The organism is Burkholderia diffusa (assembly GCF_902499115.1).
GTDB classification, from domain to species: Bacteria; Pseudomonadota; Gammaproteobacteria; order Burkholderiales; family Burkholderiaceae; genus Burkholderia; species Burkholderia diffusa.
This window is the reverse complement of sequence record NZ_CABVPN010000031.1, coordinates 15,755-34,904: the sequence shown is the minus strand read 5'-3', so window position 1 is coordinate 34,904 and position 19,150 is coordinate 15,755. Positions and strand designations below refer to the sequence as shown.

16 protein-coding genes are annotated in these 19,150 nt (G+C 61.2%); 9 read left to right on the top strand and 7 right to left on the bottom strand.

What is annotated here, in order from left to right:
* Positions 1 to 139 precede the first annotated feature (139 nt).
* Genes BTE28158_RS27005 through BTE28158_RS26985 form a run of 5 tightly spaced genes read left to right on the top strand, consistent with a single transcriptional unit; the run spans position 140 to position 4,857 of the window.
* Positions 140 to 910 carry an enoyl-CoA hydratase/isomerase family protein gene (locus BTE28158_RS27005; protein WP_124905801.1) on the top strand — a complete coding sequence of 257 codons (771 nt, stop codon included), beginning with the start codon at positions 140 to 142 and terminating at the stop codon, positions 908 to 910.
* A gap of 7 nt (positions 911 to 917) precedes the next feature.
* Complete coding sequence (locus tag BTE28158_RS27000) at positions 918 to 2,168, top strand: acyl-CoA dehydrogenase family protein (RefSeq protein ID WP_239007393.1); 1,251 nt, start codon at positions 918 to 920, stop codon at positions 2,166 to 2,168.
* A gap of 9 nt (positions 2,169 to 2,177) precedes the next feature.
* Complete coding sequence (locus BTE28158_RS26995; RefSeq protein ID WP_151047681.1) at positions 2,178 to 3,053, top strand: 3-hydroxyacyl-CoA dehydrogenase family protein; 876 nt, start codon at positions 2,178 to 2,180, stop codon at positions 3,051 to 3,053.
* A gap of 2 nt (positions 3,054 to 3,055) precedes the next feature.
* Positions 3,056 to 3,739 (top strand): 3-hydroxyacyl-CoA dehydrogenase family protein, encoded by a 684-nt coding sequence (locus BTE28158_RS26990; RefSeq protein WP_124905805.1) that lies wholly within the window; start codon positions 3,056 to 3,058, stop codon positions 3,737 to 3,739.
* On the top strand, positions 3,736 to 4,857 hold the full coding sequence (locus BTE28158_RS26985) for a CaiB/BaiF CoA transferase family protein (protein ID WP_124905807.1): 1,122 nt from the start codon (positions 3,736 to 3,738) through the stop codon (positions 4,855 to 4,857). The genes BTE28158_RS26990 and BTE28158_RS26985 overlap by 4 nt, the downstream gene beginning before the upstream one ends.
* A gap of 70 nt (positions 4,858 to 4,927) precedes the next feature.
* On the opposite strand, the gene mdtD is transcribed toward BTE28158_RS26985, so the two are convergent.
* Complete coding sequence (gene mdtD / locus BTE28158_RS26980) at positions 4,928 to 6,322, bottom strand: multidrug transporter subunit MdtD (RefSeq protein WP_203249547.1); 1,395 nt, start codon at positions 6,320 to 6,322, stop codon at positions 4,928 to 4,930.
* A gap of 131 nt (positions 6,323 to 6,453) precedes the next feature.
* Positions 6,454 to 7,050 carry a DUF2889 domain-containing protein gene (locus BTE28158_RS26975; protein ID WP_170296373.1) on the bottom strand — a complete coding sequence of 199 codons (597 nt, stop codon included), beginning with the start codon at positions 7,048 to 7,050 and terminating at the stop codon, positions 6,454 to 6,456.
* 272 nt (positions 7,051 to 7,322) lie between these two features.
* Between BTE28158_RS26975 and BTE28158_RS26970 the strand changes: the two genes are divergently transcribed.
* The 4 genes from BTE28158_RS26970 (at position 7,323) to BTE28158_RS26955 (ending at position 11,025) form a co-directional block, all read left to right on the top strand.
* Positions 7,323 to 7,811: a MaoC/PaaZ C-terminal domain-containing protein gene (locus BTE28158_RS26970; protein ID WP_124905813.1), complete on the top strand. Its 489-nt coding sequence runs from the start codon at positions 7,323 to 7,325 to the stop codon at positions 7,809 to 7,811.
* Between the two features lie 94 nt (positions 7,812 to 7,905).
* Positions 7,906 to 9,384, top strand: a complete 1,479-nt coding sequence (locus BTE28158_RS26965) for an NAD-dependent succinate-semialdehyde dehydrogenase (protein WP_203249548.1) — start codon at positions 7,906 to 7,908, stop codon at positions 9,382 to 9,384.
* A gap of 38 nt (positions 9,385 to 9,422) precedes the next feature.
* Complete coding sequence (locus BTE28158_RS26960) at positions 9,423 to 9,836, top strand: Zn-ribbon domain-containing OB-fold protein (protein ID WP_124905815.1); 414 nt, start codon at positions 9,423 to 9,425, stop codon at positions 9,834 to 9,836.
* A gap of 10 nt (positions 9,837 to 9,846) precedes the next feature.
* Entirely contained in the window at positions 9,847 to 11,025 is a 1,179-nt protein-coding gene (locus tag BTE28158_RS26955; protein ID WP_124905817.1) for a thiolase C-terminal domain-containing protein, read from the top strand.
* Positions 11,026 to 11,119: 94 nt separating this feature from the next.
* On the opposite strand, the gene BTE28158_RS26950 is transcribed toward BTE28158_RS26955, so the two are convergent.
* From BTE28158_RS26950 to BTE28158_RS26930, 5 genes are all read right to left on the bottom strand, one after another.
* Complete coding sequence (locus tag BTE28158_RS26950) at positions 11,120 to 13,381, bottom strand: beta-glucosidase family protein (RefSeq protein WP_124905819.1); 2,262 nt, start codon at positions 13,379 to 13,381, stop codon at positions 11,120 to 11,122.
* 458 nt (positions 13,382 to 13,839) lie between these two features.
* Positions 13,840 to 15,018, bottom strand: coding sequence for a porin (locus BTE28158_RS26945; protein WP_124905821.1), 1,179 nt, complete (start codon positions 15,016 to 15,018; stop codon positions 13,840 to 13,842).
* A 428-nt stretch (positions 15,019 to 15,446) separates the two neighbouring features.
* Positions 15,447 to 16,190, bottom strand: coding sequence for an SDR family NAD(P)-dependent oxidoreductase (locus tag BTE28158_RS26940; RefSeq protein WP_124905823.1), 744 nt, complete (start codon positions 16,188 to 16,190; stop codon positions 15,447 to 15,449).
* Between the two features lie 120 nt (positions 16,191 to 16,310).
* Positions 16,311 to 17,981 carry a class I adenylate-forming enzyme family protein gene (locus BTE28158_RS26935; protein ID WP_124905825.1) on the bottom strand — a complete coding sequence of 557 codons (1,671 nt, stop codon included), beginning with the start codon at positions 17,979 to 17,981 and terminating at the stop codon, positions 16,311 to 16,313.
* 27 nt (positions 17,982 to 18,008) lie between these two features.
* A complete protein-coding gene (locus BTE28158_RS26930; protein ID WP_124905827.1) occupies positions 18,009 to 18,788 on the bottom strand; it encodes an enoyl-CoA hydratase-related protein in 780 nt (259 codons plus the stop codon).
* Positions 18,789 to 19,150 lie beyond the last annotated feature (362 nt).

Genomic DNA, 19,150 nt, shown 5'->3' with positions numbered 1-19,150 from the left:
GGGCAACACGCTGTCTTTGGCGCGGACACTTCTGACCGTTTAAGCGTAGATATAGGCAAACTCCAGCGTTGGCGCGATGTTTGCTTATTCATGGTCGACCGGCGAAACGTCGCCATTCAAGAGTGGTCAGGAGAATGTCATGCCGATTCAAATCAGTGTCGAAGGTCCGATTGCGTATATCACGCTGAACCGACCGGAGGCACTCAATGCACTGAGCTTCGAAGTCCTGCAGGAATTGTCCGATGCCCTCGATCGCGTGTCCGCATCGGATGCACGCGCGCTGGTGATCACCGGCCACGGCGACAAGGCATTTTGCGCGGGCGCGGACATTCGTGAATTGATGGGACGGGATCTTATCGCGGAGCGGGACGGCGCATTGTTTGGCCAGGCGACGTTCGCGAAGCTCGACCGTTTGCGCATTCCGTCGATTGCCGTCATTCACGGCTATGCGTTCGGCGGTGGTCTCGAACTTGCAATGGCATGTACGTTCCGCATCGCCACGGTAAAGGCGAAGGTCGGCTTGCCGGAAATCAAACTCGGCCTGATTCCCGGTTACGGCGGCACGCAACGTCTGCCTCGCCTAGTGGGCCAAGCGCGGGCGCTCGACATCATCATGTCCGGGCGAACCGTTGGTGCAGAGGAGGCGGAGCGTATTGGCCTCGTGAACTGCATCGTCGAGGATGGCGATCCGCGGGCGCTCGGGGCCGAGTATGCGCAGCGCTATATCGGCTTCAGCACGTGCTCGTCGCTGTTGGCGCGTGAAGCCGTGCGCCGTGCCGCTGACGTCGATCTCGGCGAAGGACTCCGCATGGAAGCGGATTTGTCGACGCTCGCATACCGCACGCAAGACGCGGCCGAAGGTATGCGCGCCTTCATCGAAAAGCGATCTCCGGTATTCAAGGACGCTTGACGCGGGTATGAACGACGGCGTGCCGACGGCCGGTAGAGTGCCGTCGCCGATATCGGCTCGTCGATGGTTGCCAATCGAATCGGAACATGGAATGAACATACTGGAGAGAATCGATTCTCGCATTCGCCTGAACGACGACGAGCGGATGATCGTGGACAGCGTGCGCGCGCTCGCGCGGGATCGGATTGCGCCTTATGCGGCCGAGTACGACCGTACCGGTACGTTTCCGCAGCAGAACATTGACGCGATCAATGAACTTGGCCTGAATGCCATGTTCATCCCGGATGCGTACGGCGGTGCGCAACTGTCGTTCACGTGCTACGCGCTCTGCGTGCGGGAGATCGCAAAGGCATGCGCGGCGACCGGCATTATCTGGGCAACGAATTTCCACGCGATCAAGCCGCTGATCGAGTACGGCAGCGAAGGGCAAAAGCAGCGCTTTCTGCCGGCGGTGGCGGGCGGTGCGCTCGCATCGCTGGCGATTACCGAGCCCGGTGCCGGCTCCGACGCGACCGGTATGCGGACGACGTTTCGCGAGAATGGCGGCGAGATCGTGATCAACGGCGGCAAGACATTCATTACCAACGGGGATGTCGCCGACCTGTATCTGCTGTTCGGAAAGTGGGACGGCATCGACGATCCGAAACGCGCGATCTCGGTGCTGATCCTCGAGAAGGGGACGCCCGGCCTCAGCGTGATCGGCGTCGAAGACAAGATGGGAACGCGCGCGTCGGGGACGGCGACGCTGTCGTTCGACAATTGTCGCGTACCTCGTACGAATCTGGTGGGAGAACCTGGCGACGGATTGCGCATTCTGCTGGGTTCGCTGAACCGCTCCCGACCTAGCGTTGCGGCGCATGCGCTCGGCATCGCGCGCGGTGCCTTCGAGGATGCCGTGGCGTATATCAACGAGCGCAAGCAATCGGGCCGCAAGGTGATCGAGTTCCAGGGCATTCAATTCATGGTGGCGGATCTTGCATCGGAGCTCGCGCTGTGCGAATCGTGGCTTTGGCAGGTGGCCGGAATGGTCGACGCCGGGGAAACGGATTTCGGGATCGAAGCGTCGATGCTCAAGATGCGCGCATCGGACGCAGCAATGCGTATCACGACGGATGCGGTCCAACTGCTTGGCGGCTACGGATATTGCTCGGATTATCGCGTCGAAAGGCTGATGCGCGACGCGAAGATCACGCAGATCTGGGAGGGAACCAATCAGGTTCATCGCCAACTGATCGGTCGCAGCTTCATTCTCAAATAGGAGACGCGCATGGCGCAAATCAAGACAGTTGGAATCGCAGGTGGCGGAACGATGGGCACGGGTATCGCGATCGTCGCGGCCCGGGCGGGGTTCGTGACGCGCGTGTATGACACCAGGCAAGAGGCGCTCGAGCGCGCGCGCGGCCAGGCCGAAAGCTTTCTGAGGAAATCGGCAGAGCGTGGCAAGCTTCCTGCCGACGCGGTGCCGGAAATTATGTCCCGCTGGCACGGGACGACAAAGCTCGACGACCTCGCCGATTGCGACGTCGTGATCGAGGCGGTGTTCGAGGATCTGGCCGTCAAGCACCAACTGTTCAGTACCCTGGACAAGGTGTGCCCGGCACATACGCTGTTCGCATCAAACACATCGACAATCTCGATTACCGAGATCGCGGGCGGCTCGGGCCGGCCCGATCGCTTCGTGGGCATGCATTTCTGCTTGCCGGCCCAACTGATGAAGCTGATCGAAATGTCGCCCGGGATGAACACGAGCGATGAATCGTTCGAGCGCGCATGGGCTTTTGCCGAAGCGCTGGGTCAGCGCCCGGTCCGGACCCAGGACACGCCCGGCTTCATCCTCAACTACTTCCTGATTCCGTTCAACAACGACGCGATCCGGCTCGTCGAGCAGGGCGTGGCGGAGCCGGCCGACATCGACAAGGCAATCAAGACCGCGCTCGGCTATCCGATGGGTCCGCTCGAGTTGCTCGACCTGGTCGGCCTGGATACGCAGCGTCTGCTTTGCGAAGCGATGCACGGACTCACGCACGAAGCGCGCGCCGCGTGTCCGCCGCTCGTCAGACGGATGATCGCGGCAGGTCGCCTCGGCAAGAAGACGGGGCAAGGCTTCCACACGTATAACGACACGAAGATGTTCGGAGCATGACGATGAGCTATCGCATTATCCAGAGCGGCGAGAGCCGTTCCTTTCAGGGCGGTCACGCATTTGTGGAAGCGGCGCGCGATGACGCCGCGGCACGCGTTTACATCGGCTCGAAGGCCGGGACGGCATTCTCGCATGACATCGACGGCGGCTGGAACCCCGCAGATGTGCCTTTCGTTCTGGTGGAGCTCGGTCACGAGTGCCTCGCGGTTCATACCGGTGATTCCGCGTCGGCCGATCAGCGTGGCGGCGCAGCGCCGAACGTGTTCGGCTTTGCGCGCTTTCGACTGGGCGATGCCGAGCCGAGCCGGTTGATCGAGCTCGTCAAGCCGGCTCAGCCCGACGAATCGGCGCTCGCCCAGGCGAAGCAGGTGTTCGAGGACGCCTGCTTCGTAGTCGCCCTTTGTGGTGATTTTCCAGGCCGGATCGTCGATCGGCTCGTGCGGCCGTATTACAACGCGGCGCTGCGCCGTCTCGACGAGAAGCTGGCAACCGCATCTGATCTCGATACGACGCTGCGCCTCGGGCTCGGTTATCCGGAGGGGCCGATCGCGCTGCTCGAGCGTACCGGTCTGAATCATCACCACAGCGTGACGCGGGCGCTTTATGAAGCGTTGGGCGACAGTGCGTATGCGCCGGCGCGGCGGGCCCAGGTCGCACATCAGCGTGCGGAAGGCGGCGAGCGATGAATCAGCCTCTGAAGGGTGTCAAGGTTGTCGATTTGAGCACGCTGTTGCCTGGCCCGCTATGCACGCTGCTGCTGGCCGAAGCGGGCGCGGACGTCGTCAAGGTCGAAAGACCGGCCGGTGGCGATGAGATGCGCTCGTACGTTCCGAAGGCCGGGACCGACAGCGTCAACTTCGGTATGCTGAACCGCGGCAAGCGCTCGGTGGCGCTCGATCTGAAGAGCGTCGCCGGTCGAGAGGCGGTTCTGGCGCTGATCGACGATGCGGATGTACTGGTCGAGCAGTTTCGACCGGGTGTCATGGCGCGTCTCGGTCTCGGTTACGAGCAAGTGGCGGAACGAAATCCGCGCGTCATTTACTGCTCGATCACGGGCTACGGCCAAAGCGGACCGAAGGCGGGCGTCGCTGCTCATGACCTCAACTATCTCGCGGAAACCGGCATGCTGGCGCTGTCCTGCGATCCGGACGGCGCGCCCGTGTTGCCGCCGGCGCTGATCGCCGACATCGGCGGCGGAGCATACCCCGCGGTCATCAATATTCTGCTGGCGCTGAAGCAACGCGATGCGACCGGAAAGGGCTGCCGGCTGGACATCTCGATGGCAGACAACCTGTTCACGTTCATGTACTGGGCGCTGGGCAACGGAACGACGGGCAACGGCTGGCCCACGCCGGGGGGAGAGCTGGTGACCGGCGGCACCGCACGGTACCAGATTTACAAGACGCTAGATGCCCAGTATCTTGCCGCCGCTCCGCTCGAGGAAAAATTCTGGAGAAACTTCACCGAGGTGATCGGCGCACCGGAACTGGCGACGAAGAATGGCGACGAGCCCGGCGTCAAGCAGCGGGTGGCGCAACTGATTGCCGGCCAGACTGCCGATACATGGCTCGAACGTTTCGCAGGGACCGACACGTGCACCGTGCGTGTCGTCTCGCTCGAGCATGCGGTCACGGATCCGCATTTTGCCGGCCGGCGACTGTTCGATCGCAAAGTTCGGATGCCGGGCGGGCAAGTGATCGATGCGCTCCCGGTGCCGATCGTCGAGGCATTTCGCGGCGACGCTTCGAGTAGCGACGCCCCGGCACTGCGCGCGAGCGTCGGCAGTGCCGGACGTGACGAGTAAGCAACGACGGCGATATGCGGTGTGACCTCGGGGGCCGCGCGCCCCTGCTGCTCCGGCTCGCCGCACCTGATCATGCCTCCTCGGCGGCGCCGGCGTGAACGGAGACCACGCGCGCTTCAGGCGTCAACCGCGCAAAGATCAGTGCGGCCGACGCAGTGACGAGACCGATGCATGCAAATGTGGCGTGAAAGGCGGTGAGCGTCTGGAAATGTGTTTGGTGGCCGAACATCTCAGTGAACTGGTCGAGCAAGGCGCCCGCAATCGTCACGCCGAGGCTCATTGACAGCATTTGCGCCAGCGAGAAGAGGCTGTTGCCGCTGCTTGCGCCGACCGTTCCCAGGTCCCGCAGCGTAACCGCGTTCATCGCGGTGAACTGAGTCGCATTGACCGCGCCGAACATGGCAAACTGCGCGACATGCAGCCATGCCGGTTGCGACGGCGATATCAATGCGAAGCACGACATTGACAAACCCATCGCCAGCGTATTGATCAGGAGAACCTTGCGATAGCCGTAAGATGTGATCAGCCGAACGGCCGGCGGTCTGCATGCCATGCCGGCCGCCGCGATCGGGAGCATCATCATGCCGGCGTGAAACGGAGCGTATCCCAGGCTGACCTGGAGCAGGAGCGGCAGCAGATAGGGCATGGCACCTGCGCCTATTCTCGCCAGCACATTCCCCGATAGGCCGATCCTGAACGTGCGGATGTCGAACAGCTTCAGCGGAAACAGCGGATCCGGAATGCGCCTCGCATGGAAGCAGTACATGCCGATGCCGGCGAATGTCAGCGCGACAAGGCCGATCACTGCGCGGTGCGTGAGCCCGAATTCGGCTACTCCGTCGAGCGCAAGCGTGATCGACAGCATCGAGACGGCGAGCATCAGATAACCGGGGACGTCGAATCGGCCAGCGGTGGGCAGCGGTTCTCCCGGCATGTAGATCGCTGTCGCGGCACACCCGAGCACGCCGATCGGTACGTTGATCAGGAATATCCAGTGCCAGGACGCGGCTTCTGTGAGCCAGCCCCCGAGCATCGGACCGACCAGCGGTCCGACTAGGCCAGGTATCGCGATGAACGTGAGGGCAGGCAGGTAGCGTTCGCGCGAGAACGAACGAATGACGGCGAGCCGTCCGATCGGCAATAGCATCGCCCCTCCTGCGCCCTGTACGACGCGAAACAGCACCAGCTGCCACAGCGTTTGCGCGTTTGCGCACAACAGCGATCCGAGCGTGAAGATGACGATCGCGGAGAAAAATACCCGCCGCGTGCCGAACCGGTCCGCCAGACATCCGGAAATCGGAATCATCAGGGCCATGGTGAGCGAATAGGCGATGACCACCGATTGCATATGAAGCGGTGCTTCGCCGAGGCTTCGTGCCATGCCGGGCAGCGCGGTGTTGACGATCGTGGTATCGAGCGTCTGCATGAAGAATCCGGCGGCGACCAGCCAAAGCGTGATCGTCATTCGGCGTTCATGTGCGCTGCTCGTCGAGCGATTGCGTTGTTGCGGGGGGAGAGTGCCGCCCATGATTGATGATCTGCTGAAGGTGGAGGGGGGGATGGCTGGCGCAATCGCTATCGTGGTGACGGCGCGCTTCAGTCGGCAGTGGACTGCGTCGTTGGTTTGAAGTGTTGAGGCCACCGCTGCTTCACGACATCGCGATGATCCGCATAGGCGTAGCAACTGTTCAGGATCGTCGGTTTGCCATTCGCGTCGACGAATTGGCTCGGCACACCCCTCACGCCGCGAACGCCTTGCATCAGGGTCGTCGCGAGCGGAATCAGGACTTCTCTCAGATGCGTGCAACTCGCCGCTCCCCGCAGGCTGTCCTTGACGACGGATGACCACCCCTTGCCGATACGCTGTCCGACGAGCACGTTCAACGTCGTCTCGGCTTCCCTGCATAGCGCGAACGGCGTCGCGTCCGACGCCGCCTCGACGCGGTGAATCACGTATTGATCGTCGACGGTGACGCGAACCCGAAGGTCGTGCAGCGGCGCGCCGGCCGGTAGCGGATCCGGGCGCCCGGAATGCTGGAAATCGAACGGCTTGGTATCGACGAGATGAGCTTCGACTTCATAGAGACCGTCATCGCGCGCGTACGTCCTCATATCGATCGCGCGGTGATGGAGTTCGCGGCGACTGCGCGGTTCGGATAATGGCACTGAGATTCTCCCGGAAGTGAACGGCAACGACCGACACGGTTGGATCGACCATGTCTTCCGGAACGTCAGCAAGCGTCGTGCCATAGCGACTTCGCTACAGCAGCCGGTGTCCGCACGGCGCATTCACTCGCGAACGCGACGGTCAGTGTCAACGACAACGACACGGTGTCGTCGGATATGACACTGCAGACCGCGCGTGGACGCCGCCGGCCCTGTGGAGCTCGGCGCGCTCGACGATATCGGGAAGGCATGATGATTGCTTGCTCGTCAGCGATATTCATCACGCAAGGAGATCGGCAATGTCGACCAGACGAGGGTTGTACTGGGAGGATTTCGAAGTAGGCAAGGTCATTGAAACGCCGGCTCGCACGATTACGTCGACCGACATCGTGAATTTCGCCTGCCTGACGGGCGATTTCAACGAAGTCCACACAAATTGGGAGTACTGCAAGACGACCCAGTTCGGCGAGCCGATCGCTCATGGTCCGCTCATCTACGGAATCATGGGGGGGCTGCAATATGCGAGCGGCATCAACGACGGCACGTTGCTCGCGCTGCTTCAGGTGGACCAATGGCGGATGCTCGCGCCAGTCAAGCATGGCGATACGCTGCATGGGCAAATGACCGTGATCGAACGCAAGGAATCCAGTAAACCGGACCGCGGGACCGTCAAGATGGATCGTCGCTTCGTGCGACAGGACGGGGCCGTCGTGCAGCAGATGGAAGTGACTTTGCTTTATCGCCGTCGGCCGAAAGACGGCAGCGAGCAGGCGTCGAGCGCGGCCTGAATTGCGCCTAGCGCATCCGGCCTGACGACATTCGGCAGCAGGGAATGCCCGTGGGCGCCGCCGATCGCGGGCGGACCAAATGAAGGAGTGTGAGATGTCGGACTTGACGCCGAACGCGCATCAAACCATGGCCCGTCGAATGTATCCTCGCATCGGGCTACATATCGACGGCGAGTGGATTTACGATCGCGCCGTCTGCCATGCTGTCGAAAATCCGAGCGATGAAAGTGTGCTGGGTCCCGTGCCGCGCGCGACGCGAGAGGATCTCGAACGCGCATTGAGCGCGGCGCATCGAGCGTTTGGGATCTGGCGGGATACGGCGCCTGACGAGCGTGCGGCATTGCTGCTGCGCGTCGCTGATTTGCTGCGTGAGCGCGTCGACGCAATCGCATCGATCATCACGCTGGAGCAGGGCAAACCCATCGCGGACGCACGCGCGGAAGTCGAGCGCGCACACACGTTCCTCGAATGGGATGCGGCTCAGCTGCTGCGTGCCTATGGAACCATCGCGCCGTCTGAGCCAGACATGCTGCGGATGGTCGTCAGGCAGCCCATCGGGCCGGTAGCGGCATTCACGCCGTGGAATGTGCCGATCAGTTCTCCATCACGGAAGATCAGCGGGGCGTTGGCGGCGGGTTGCTCGATCGTCATCAAGGCTGCCGAGGAAACACCCGGCGCTGCGTGCGCATTCGTTCAATGCTTTATCGATGCGGGCCTGCCGTTCGGTGTGCTCAATCTCGTGTTCGGTGATCCCGCCGAAATTTCCTCGATCCTGATCGCGTCGCCTGCGATCCGAATGATCACGCTGACCGGCTCAGTGCAGGTCGGCATGCAGCTTTCCCAGCTTGCCGGCGCCGCGATGAAACCGGTACTGATGGAGTTGGGCGGACATGCACCGGTTCTCGTTTGCGACGACGTCGATGCGGCCCGGATCGCGCGGATCGCAGTTGCAGCGAAGATGCGCATGGCTGGCCAGATCTGCGCATCGCCTTCTCGCTTCATCGTGCATGAAGGCGTGTATGCCGACTTCGTGGCTGCGTTCGCCAAAGCGGCCGACGAAATTCGCGTTGGCGATGGATTCGAGCCGAACGTTCAGATGGGGCCGGTGATCAACGCGCGTCGGCTTGCCGCGATGGAATCGCTTGTCGCCGACGCCGCAACTGCTGGTGCGCGTATTGCCGCGGGCGGGCACCGAGTCGGCGAACGCGGTCACTTTTACGCGCCAACTGTGCTGGCGGACGTGCCCAGGCATGCAAAGGCGATGAGTACCGAGCCGTTCGGCCCGCTTGGGGTATGCGTTCCGATGAAGAACGTGAGCGACGGCTTGACGATCGCGAACAGCCTGTCGATCGGCCTGGCCGCTTACGCATTCACCAACTCGATGCACGATGCTGAGCGCTTTAGGCGTGAACTGGAGTGTGGCGCGTTGTCGATCAATCATTTCGGCGTGCCGGGCGCCGACATGCCGTTCGGCGGCGTCAAGGACAGCGGGATCGGGCGCGAAGGCGGGGCGGGATCGCTCGATGCCTACATGGTAAGCAAGACGGTGCTGCAGAAGACGGCGCGTGTTTGACCGCGCCGGTTGATGACGAAACTTGACGGAGACTGATTATGGACGTATCCCCGCTGCCGGCTCCGGTAGCGAATGCCGATTCGCAACCTTACTGGGATGCGGCGAGAGAGCGGCGCTTGCTGATTCGCAAGTGCAATGTGTGTGGAACGATGCACTTCATGCCCCGGCACCTGTGCCCGAGCTGCTGGTCCGATCAGCTCGAATGGGTTGAAAGCCGCGGGGCCGGCAGCGTGCATAGCTTTACGATCGTTCGGCGCGCACCGCTCGCCTCGTTCGGCGCTCACGCGCCTTATGTCGTGGCACTGATCGATCTCGACGAAGGTCCCCGGATGCTGACCAATATCGTCGGGGATGATGCGTTATCCGTACGAATAGGCGATCGGGTCGGCGTCACGTTCGAGGATCGCGGCGGTGGCGCGATGCTCCCGCAATTCCATCGGGTTAACGCTTGAGGTCGACGGTATGAAGAAAGCTGAATCGCTGAAGAACAAAATCGCCATCGTCGGTGTGGGCGAATCCGAAATCGGCAGGGTGCCCAATATGACTGGCCTGGGCCTGAACGCGCAGGCCGCAAAGCGCGCGTTGGATGACGCGGGTCTCAAGAAGTCGGACATTGACGGCGTACTGACTGCCTATTCCTTTACCGAGCCTTACTTCATGCTCGGTTCGGTCCTGTGCGAATATCTGGGAATCGAGCCTCGATTCAACGCATCGCTCGTGACGGGCGGGGCCAGTCCGGCCGTGATGCTCAAGCATGCGGCAGAAGCGATAGCATCGGGTCAGGCCGAAACCATTCTGATCTGCGCTGGGGAAAATCGCGCGACTGGTCTCACGCGCGACGCGGCAGTCGCCTCGCTGATGGCGGTGGGACATCCTTACTTCGAGCAGCCGTACGGCGCGTCCATTCCCGGGTTCTACGCGATGATCGCGCAGCGGTACATGCATGAGTTGGGCACCACGCGCGAGCAGTTGGCACACGTCGCGGTCAACACCCGCCAGCATGCGCTGCTGCATCCGAATGCGCACATGAAAACGCCATTGACGATCGAGCAGGTTTTGACGGCCAAGCCGATTGCGGACCCGCTCGGTATGCTCGATTGCTGTCTGATATCGGATGCGGGTGGAGCATTCATCGTCACGTCGGTGGAGCGCGCGGCGGATCTGAAGGCCACGCCGATCTATCTGCAAGGGATCGGGGAATATCATACGCACGAGCATCTGATGTGTGCGCCAAGTCTAACCGAATTCGGCGCCACGGAATCGGGACACATTGCGTACGAGATGGCGGGCCTCGGCCCCGGTGATATCGACTTTGCTGAACTGTACGACTGCTTCACGATCGTTCCCATCATCGAAATGGAAGAGCTTGGCCTGTGCGAGCGCGGCGAGGGCGGTGCCTTCTTCGCCGAGGGGCATGCGCGCATCGGTGGCAAGCTGCCGATCAACACGCACGGCGGTATGCTCTCCCACGCCCATGCTGGTGCGGCGGGCGGTCTTTTCGGGATCGTCGAGGCGGTGCGCCAATTGCGGGGAGGTCTCGGGCCGCGCCAGGTGGAGGGGGCGGAAGTCGCGCTGGTGCACAACGAAGGGGGGATCCTGTCGTCCCATTGCACGGTCATTCTCGCGAACGCAATGGGCTGACGCTCCCCATGGCTCGTCCACAATCCGGTCGATACCGCGACCGTGTGCCCGAGACGGAGCATTCCGGTACTCTCGGACACACGGTCGATCGTCGTTACAGCGGTTGCATTGCGGTCAGGTCGAGAGCCTGCTTCTGGGCGTTCGGATCGCGGGACGATCCGGCGGCGGTCAGTATGTAACTTCCGGGATTGACCTGCCATGCATGCGCGTCGGTATTCCACGTCGCGAAGCGTTGAGCTGGAATGACGACGCTGATCTGCTGAGCCTGGCCAGGCTGCAGCATCACTTTCTTCCATCCGACGAGGCGTTGCGGCGGTTCGTGGAGGATGGCCGGAAGCGACGCATAGATTTGCGCGACTTCAGCGCCTGCGCGAGCGCCGGTGTTTGTGATGGTCAGCGTGACGGTCACGTTGTCCGAACCGTCGCGCTGAGCAGTCATCCCGGAGTACGCGAACGTTGTGTACGACAATCCGAAACCGAATGGAAACAACGGCCGGATATTTTTTGCGTCGTACCAGTGGTAGCCAATGAGCAGGCCTTCGCCATAATTGACGTTCAGGTTGTTCGGATCGATCGATGGCTGCGGGAGATCAGAGTCTTGCTGCGCAAACGTGATCGGCAGCTTGCCTGACGGATTTGCATCGCCAAACAGCACGTCGGCAATAGCTTGGCCACCTTCCACGCCCGGGTACCAGGTCTCGAGTACGCCATGCACGCTCGCCAGCCATGGCATCAGGACGGCACTGCCGTTTTCGAGCACGACTATGACGCGCTTCGCTTTCGACGCGACTGCAGTGATCAGCGCGTTCTGATCGTAATGCTGATTGAATGGATCGGCATTCGCATCGGGCAGTGCGAGAGTCGAGAGGTCGCGTCCCTCCGTTTCGAATCGTGTCGCGAAAACGATTGCCACGTCGGCCTGCGCAGCCGCGTTCGCGGCAGCGGTTGCGTCCGTGCCATCGAGATAGGCGACGGTGGCATTCGGTGCTTTTTCCTTGATCGCGGCGAGCGGCGACGATTTGTACCAGATCGCACAATCGGGCGGGAAAAAGCTGGTCGATTGACAGCTTGTTACCGCATTGCCGTTTGCTGCAGGCACGGCGCCCGAGCCACCACCCGAAATGACTCCCACGTCCGCGTGTCCTCCGATCACGACGACCGAGGAAAGTGCGGATCCGAGGAGTGGAAGCACTGGTTGATTGCTACCCGGCGGCGTGCCGTTCTTCAGCAAGACGAATGACTGACGCGCGATCGACAGCGCATCGGTATTGCCGGCCGCCTGATCGATCGTAACGCCGGGGCTGGGTGGGTCGTCCATCACGCCAGTCGTGATCAGCGTTCGAACCTTGCGCAAGACCATATCGTTCAGTCGCGACATCGGAACGGTGCCCGCCGCGATCGCGGCCTTCAGCTTCGTGCTGAAGTACGAAATGATCGTGAACCCGGGAACCTCGTTCCAATCGGCTCCCGCGTCACCGGGTTGCTCTTCGTCGAGGCCGGCCATTGCTGCGGCGACCGTGCTATGCGTCCCGGTCCAGTCGGACTGAACCACCCCCTGGAAGCCCCACTCATTCTTCAGGACGGTGGTCAACAAATACGGGTTCTCGCACGCATAGATACCATTGACGAGGTTGTACGAGCACATCACGTTACCCGGTTTGCCTTCCTTGATGCCGATCTCGAACGCCAGCAGTTCGGTTTCGCGCATTGTGCGCTCGTTAACGACGGAATTACTCGTCATCCGATTTGTTTCCTGGTCGTTCATTGCGAAGTGCTTGATCGTCGCAATCACGTTCTTTGATTGGGTGCCGAAAGTGCGCGCGGCGCTCATTGCACCCGCGAGCACCGGGTCTTCCCCCATGTACTCGAATGTTCGGCCATTACGCGGTTCGCGAGCGAGATTGACGCCACCGCCCAGACCTTCGGCGTAACCGAGCGCGCGGAGTTCGGTCGCGATGCGCGCGCCGTACGTGGTCGCGAGTGGAGGATCCCAACTTGCAGCGAGTGCGATGGGGGCGGGCAACGCCGTCGCGCCGGAATTGGCAACGTTCACTCCACCTGCAGAGTCGGCACTCGCAATCGGTGGAATACCGAGCCTGGGGATTCCCGGTATATAGCCCGCGCCATTCGCCCACGATGGGAACGGGCCGCCCAAGTCCGCGCCGGGCATCCCGATTCCATGTACAAGCTGGATCTTCTCGTCGGTGGTCATTTGAGCGACGTATGCAGCGGCTCGGGAATCGACATTCGTATTGTTGGCCGAGGAGTCGGAGTTGGTATCGGAGCCGCACGACGCAAGCGCGACGATGAGCGGCGACACACTGGCGACAGCCAGATATCGTATCGAGGTATTCAATGAAATGTCTCCCAATGGAATCTCTAAAATAGATATTTCTGTTACGGCCGTAACGCTGATGACGTTATATTGGTGTGTGGATCTAGTCAAGCAACGTTGAAAACGTAGTTTTTAAAGAACATTATGTGGATGTTTAAAGATTAAGGTTTGTGGTTGTTGATTTTATTTGTGTCGTTTACGAGGGCACAAAAAATTACGCGACTGATTTCGGTAAGGACATCTTTGGAAATTCGTGTGCCACGGAGAGAAGAGCGGATGCCTACGGAGGTGGCTTGGGGCGTCGGAGGAGGGAGTGGTCTACTACGAGCCACGCAACGTTGAGCGGGTATCGGCGGACAGCCAGTCACGAATGGAAAATGATTGTCCCATTCATGAAAAAGACGCGAAACGGAAATATTCGAAAAATTGCACGCGGCACGGCTTCTCTCGAGGCGGCCGCGTGCAATCCGGATGCGAGGTTAGAATCTATGCCGCAGCGATGCGCGGATCAGGAATTGATGATTGTTCGACGAATCACCGAGGTTGTCGATGTCGGCAACGGCAGGCGCCCCCGTCGACGAGGTCCCGGACGCGCGCTGCCAGCCCACCGTGCCGTAAATATCGGTTCGTTTGGACAGCAGGTAGTCCGCCAGGATGGCGACCTGATTGTAGTGTTGCCCGCCCACAGTCGTGCCCGCTGCCGTATGCACGGCTCGACCGCTCAGATAGTCATAGGCAACGCCGGCGAAAAAGGTGGGGGCGAATTGATACTGCGCGCCCACATCGAAGTTGTTGAAACGCGCGGAGCTGCTCACGAACCCGCTGCCGAGTTGCCCGTATTGAACGTTCGAGTAGGAGGCCGCGAGCGTCAATGCGCCGACATTGTAGTTGGCGGCGATCATGGCCGTCTGATACGCTTGCGCGCTCTTGTATCCCTTGTTGAGGGAAAGCGCCAGCGGGGAGGCACCGCTCGCGTTATCGGTGAAGAATCCGGAGCCGGCGGTCGCCGCGGTCGGATTCTTGAAGTATTCGAAGCCAGCGCCGATCTGGAACGGGCCATATTGATAGGACGCTCCCAGGGAATACCCGCTGTTGGCGGTGAAATTCCCCGCAACGCCGCCTACGCTGTATTCGCCGCCGAATTTCAGGCCGTTGAAGTTCGGGCTCATATAGCGAATGGCGTTGTTGATGCGCACCGTGTTCGCACCGTTGTCGATATCTCCCGGGTGCACTGCGGCAGGGCCGCCGATCAGGCTGGCCGCAGTCAGCGGCAGGGGATAGTAGTAGATCATGTCGTACTGGCGGCCGAGCGTGAGGCTGCCGAGGCGGTCGCTGCTCAGACCGACGAACGCCTGACGGCCAAATGCGGTGCCCCCTTGGCCGAACGCACCGTTGTTCAGGTTGATGCCGGATTCGATCGTGAAGATCGCTTTCAACCCGCCACCCAGGTCTTCACGTCCGATCATCCCCCATCGGCTGCCGAAAATACCGCTCAGCGAGTCGAGGAAGACTCGCTTGCCGCCTGCGTTGTTGTTCTGATACATGATGCCTTCATCGATTACGCCGTACAGAGTGACATTGCTTTGAGCGTGTGCTGCGGCTGAAAATGCGCCGACGACGGCGGCACAGAGAAGTTGTCGTTTGAATGTCTTTTTCATAATTCGATGTACTGAATAATTGTATGACGAGTGGAATCGCGGGTCGGAATGACGCGGAGGTTGGGCTAGCGCTCGATGCCACCTCTGGGGTGAACGGGTTCGAGCGATGAAGGATCGCAATGTGTCGATAGGGATCGACTCGATTGCGCGGAAAGGCTGGTCGTCACGGTTGTCTCCAATGGATGGGTTCTTGTATTTGATTGGTTTGCCGAACGCATTCAGTCATGCGTGTCAGCTGTTACGGATAACGCAACGTCTGTGCCAGAGAAGCGGCTTGTCCGTCTCGTGCGGGAAGGTATGGTCCCGCCTCAACGAAGAGCGCGCCGCTCCATTGTTCGCCGTGCTGGCGTGTTTGCGCGTGTTTTTGATTCCGACAACGCTGTGCTCGAGGAAAACAGTTGGGCGATCTTGCGCGACGCGCCTGTCCGTCAGTGCGCGATTCCCTGGCCGCCGTCAACGTAAATCGTTTCTCCGGTCAAGAACGCGGCGCCGTGCGTAAAGAGCGTCGCGACGAGTGCGCCGACTTCTTCGGCGCTGCCCGGACGGCCACGTGGAATCCGCTTTTCGAGATACGTAGCCAGCGGGCCTGACGTGATCATGTCCGCGTTCAGATCCGTCTGGATGTAGCCGGGGGCGACGTTGATGACACGGATCCCTTTGCTGGCCCATTCGACGGCCAGGCAGCGCGTGATAGCGCCGACGGCTGCCTTGCTCGCGCAGTACGCCAGATTGCGTTTGACGCCGAGCTTGTCGAAAAACGAGCCAATGTTCACGATCAGCGTGTCGCCCGCGGCGACGAGGTGGGGGTACGCGGCCTGACACGCAACGACGACGGACGTCGCATTCATGTCCATCACCTGATGCCATTGATCGAGGGGAAGCTCCGCCGACAGTGCGTCGATATGGAAGCCCGCATTGTTGACAAGGCCGACGATTCGCCATCCCTCCTCGACGAGATCGCGCAATACTGCCTTGAGATCGTTCGGGCGCGTGACGTCCGCGGTGCGCGGCAGCCAGCGTGCGGACACGTCGGGCCGGACGTCGGTAAAGGACGGCAGGGCTCCCGATCGCGACAGACACGCGACATGGTGGCCTTGCTCGGCGAGGGCGCGCGAGATCGCGGCACCGATGCCGCGGCTTGCGCCTGTTACGACTATGCAATCACGAGTCATCAACACTACTCCAGGGGAACGATTGCGGTGCCCGGGCAGTCCGGCAGTCGTACGCGACCACCGGCGTGCCTGCTGGCTTTCCAGCCCGCGGCACCTGTGGAATTGCGGATCGGAAGTGAGTCAGGCGACGCGAAACCGTACGGGAGCCGGTTCGATGCGGCCGTCCCGTACCCACTGGACCAACTCGCGTTTCAGGATCTTGCCGCTCGGCGTCAGCGGAAACCCCGGCAGCACGATGAAGTACTCGGGCATGTCGAACTTCGACAAACCTTCCCGAGCCAGATGCGCGAGTAATTCGTCGGCGCTGGGCGGAGCACCGTCACCGATGATCGCGAGGCAGACTTTCTCTCCGAGGCGCGTGTCCGGCACGCCGAATGCCGCGGCTTTCTTGACGGCGGGGTGACGATGAGCAAACTCCTCGATATGCGACGGATGGATGTTGTGCCCGCCGCGAATGATGAGATCTTTCTTGCGTCCGACGATTTCGAGGTTGCCGTCATCGTCGAAGCGCCCCAGGTCCCCGCTCATGAACCAGCCGCTGCTGTTGAACGATGATTCGGTCGCTGCCTGATTGTTGAAGTAGCCGAGCATCAGCACGCCGCCGCGCCCGCCGATTTCGCCGACTTCGCCGGGAGCGGCCTCGAGGTCGGGATTGTCGGGTTGCCACAGGCGCACTTCGTATCCGTCGCACGCTTTTCCGCATGTCGCGGTAATGACTTCCACCGAATCACCAGGCTTGGTGTACTGATGGGAGCCGTTTTCGGTCATGCCGTAGACGTTTTGCGGCGTTGCGCCGAGGGCGAGCAGCTTTCGGGCGGTCTCGCTCGGAATCAGGCTCCCGGCCATATAGAAGACCTTGACCGAGCCGAGCCGGGTGATGCCGCGCCGGTCGATTTCCTGAAGCAGGTCTATCGCGTGTGTGGGGACGCCCATCACGTAGGTGGCTTCAGTGGATATGATCCAGTCCAGCGGGGCAATACCGGCAGTCGGGTCGAAAATGACCAGTTCGCATCCTGCAACGAGGGTTTGTTCGAATGCGACCGTGCCGACGTGATGACTCAGCGGACTCAGCGTGAGCAGCACGGTATCGCTGGTTTGCTTCCAATCGGATACCAGCGCACGTCCATTGGCGAGCAGCGTGTTATCGCTGTGCATCACCCCTTTGGGCGTGCCGGTCGTGCCGCTGGTAAAGGCCAGATAAACCACTTGGTCCGGATTCTGGCTGGGAGGCGGAAGCGGAATCTGCGATATGTGTCCCGGAATTGGCAACGATTGTGTCCCGGGCTGCGCGCACGGATCGGCCGCACGCAACGAAGGCAGCGCGTACACCCGTTTCATGTGGCTCAATGCAGCGGCGCCCGAGAATACGTCGGCGCTGTCTGCATCGGCCCCCCAGCCTGGCTGGGCAAACAACGCGCGGCATCCGATGCGATCGAGCATCGAAAGAATTTCGGCAACGGTATAGTTCTGATGCAACGAAGGATTGCAGACGTAACCGTTGCGCGAGCACGCAAGCATGATGACTGCCATTTCGACTCGGTTCGGCAGCCAGACAGATACCCGATCGCCGCTGCGAAGTCCACTGTCGTGGAGATCGGCAGCAACGGCGTCAGCCCATGCGACGAGCGCGCTCCACGTCAGGCGTCTGGTGCTGTCTCGTACCGCGAAGGCTGCCCCGCGCTCGGTGGCGTGGCGTCTCGCGAGCGAGTAAAGCGTGTCGGTTTGCCAGATCCCGGTCAGGTAGTGCTTGCGGGCCGTTGCCGGATCGTGCAGGGTAAGAAGATGCGACATGGTCGGGAACTCCACGAGTCGTATGCTTCAATGACCGAAGTGCGTTGCGTCGGGCGCCCGGCGATTGGCAAATGCGTCAGCCAGTTCCGCGTGTTCGTCCGAGTCGAGGTATCCGCGCAGCAGCAGGTCGTGCGCCATGCGCGACAGACCCGACACGCCGCCGTGGCGCGCGTTGAACGCGGCTTTGATCGACGCGAGCGCAAACGCTCCTCGATCCGCGATTTCGAGCGCCAGCTTGCGTGTTGCATCCTTGAGTTCATCGTCGGGAACCACGTGATTGATCAACCCCCATTCGAGTGCTTCTCGTGCGGTCAATTTGGGATTGCGGTACCACATTTCCTTCGCCCGCTTTTTCCCGATCAGATCTTCGAGATACCAGGTTCCATAGCCGCCGTCGAAACTGCCGACCATCGGACCGACCTGCCGAAATACGGCACTTTCCTTTGCGATCGTGATATCGCAAACGACTTGCAGCACCTGGCCTCCGCCTACGGCGAAGCCGTTGACTGACGCGATCACGGGCTTCTGCAGTCGGTCGATGCTCTCGTACATTTCCAGAGTCGGCAGGACGCCTGCATAAAGCAGCGAATCTTCCATGCCTTCCTTACGGCCTCCGGTACAGAAAAACTTGTCGCCGGCTCCGGTGATCACGATGACGCGGGTGCGCGTCTCCCGGCGGATTTCGTTGATGCAATCGCGAATCTCGTGGCACATGCGTGGCGTGAACATATTGCCGTCTTGCGGGCGATTCAGCGTAATGGTGCCGATCGGGCCATCTTCCTGATAGATGATTTCTTCGAATTGCATGGACTGTCCTTTCAGTTGGATGCGTAGTGCGCGAAGTTAAATATTTCCGGACGACAGCGGCAGACCGAAACAGCGCGATCAAAGTCTGGCGGCTGGCACGGGAAGGGCCGGCGCGACCATCGCGAATATCGTCACGGTGCATGTTCTGCAAGCTTCGTGCCAAACCGCGGAGCGGTTGGAGACCGCCACGTCTCCGTAGACTCGGCATCCGGAAATGGCAGAGTCGGCGGCGAGTGTCTGCGGCGACTACAGCGACTGACCGCGCTCAGGTGATTTCCGTGCAGACATCTCCGTTCGCGATGCGCTGCGAAGTGCCGATTGCCGATGTGCCGACGTACCGACGTACCGGGGCGAGCGTGCGT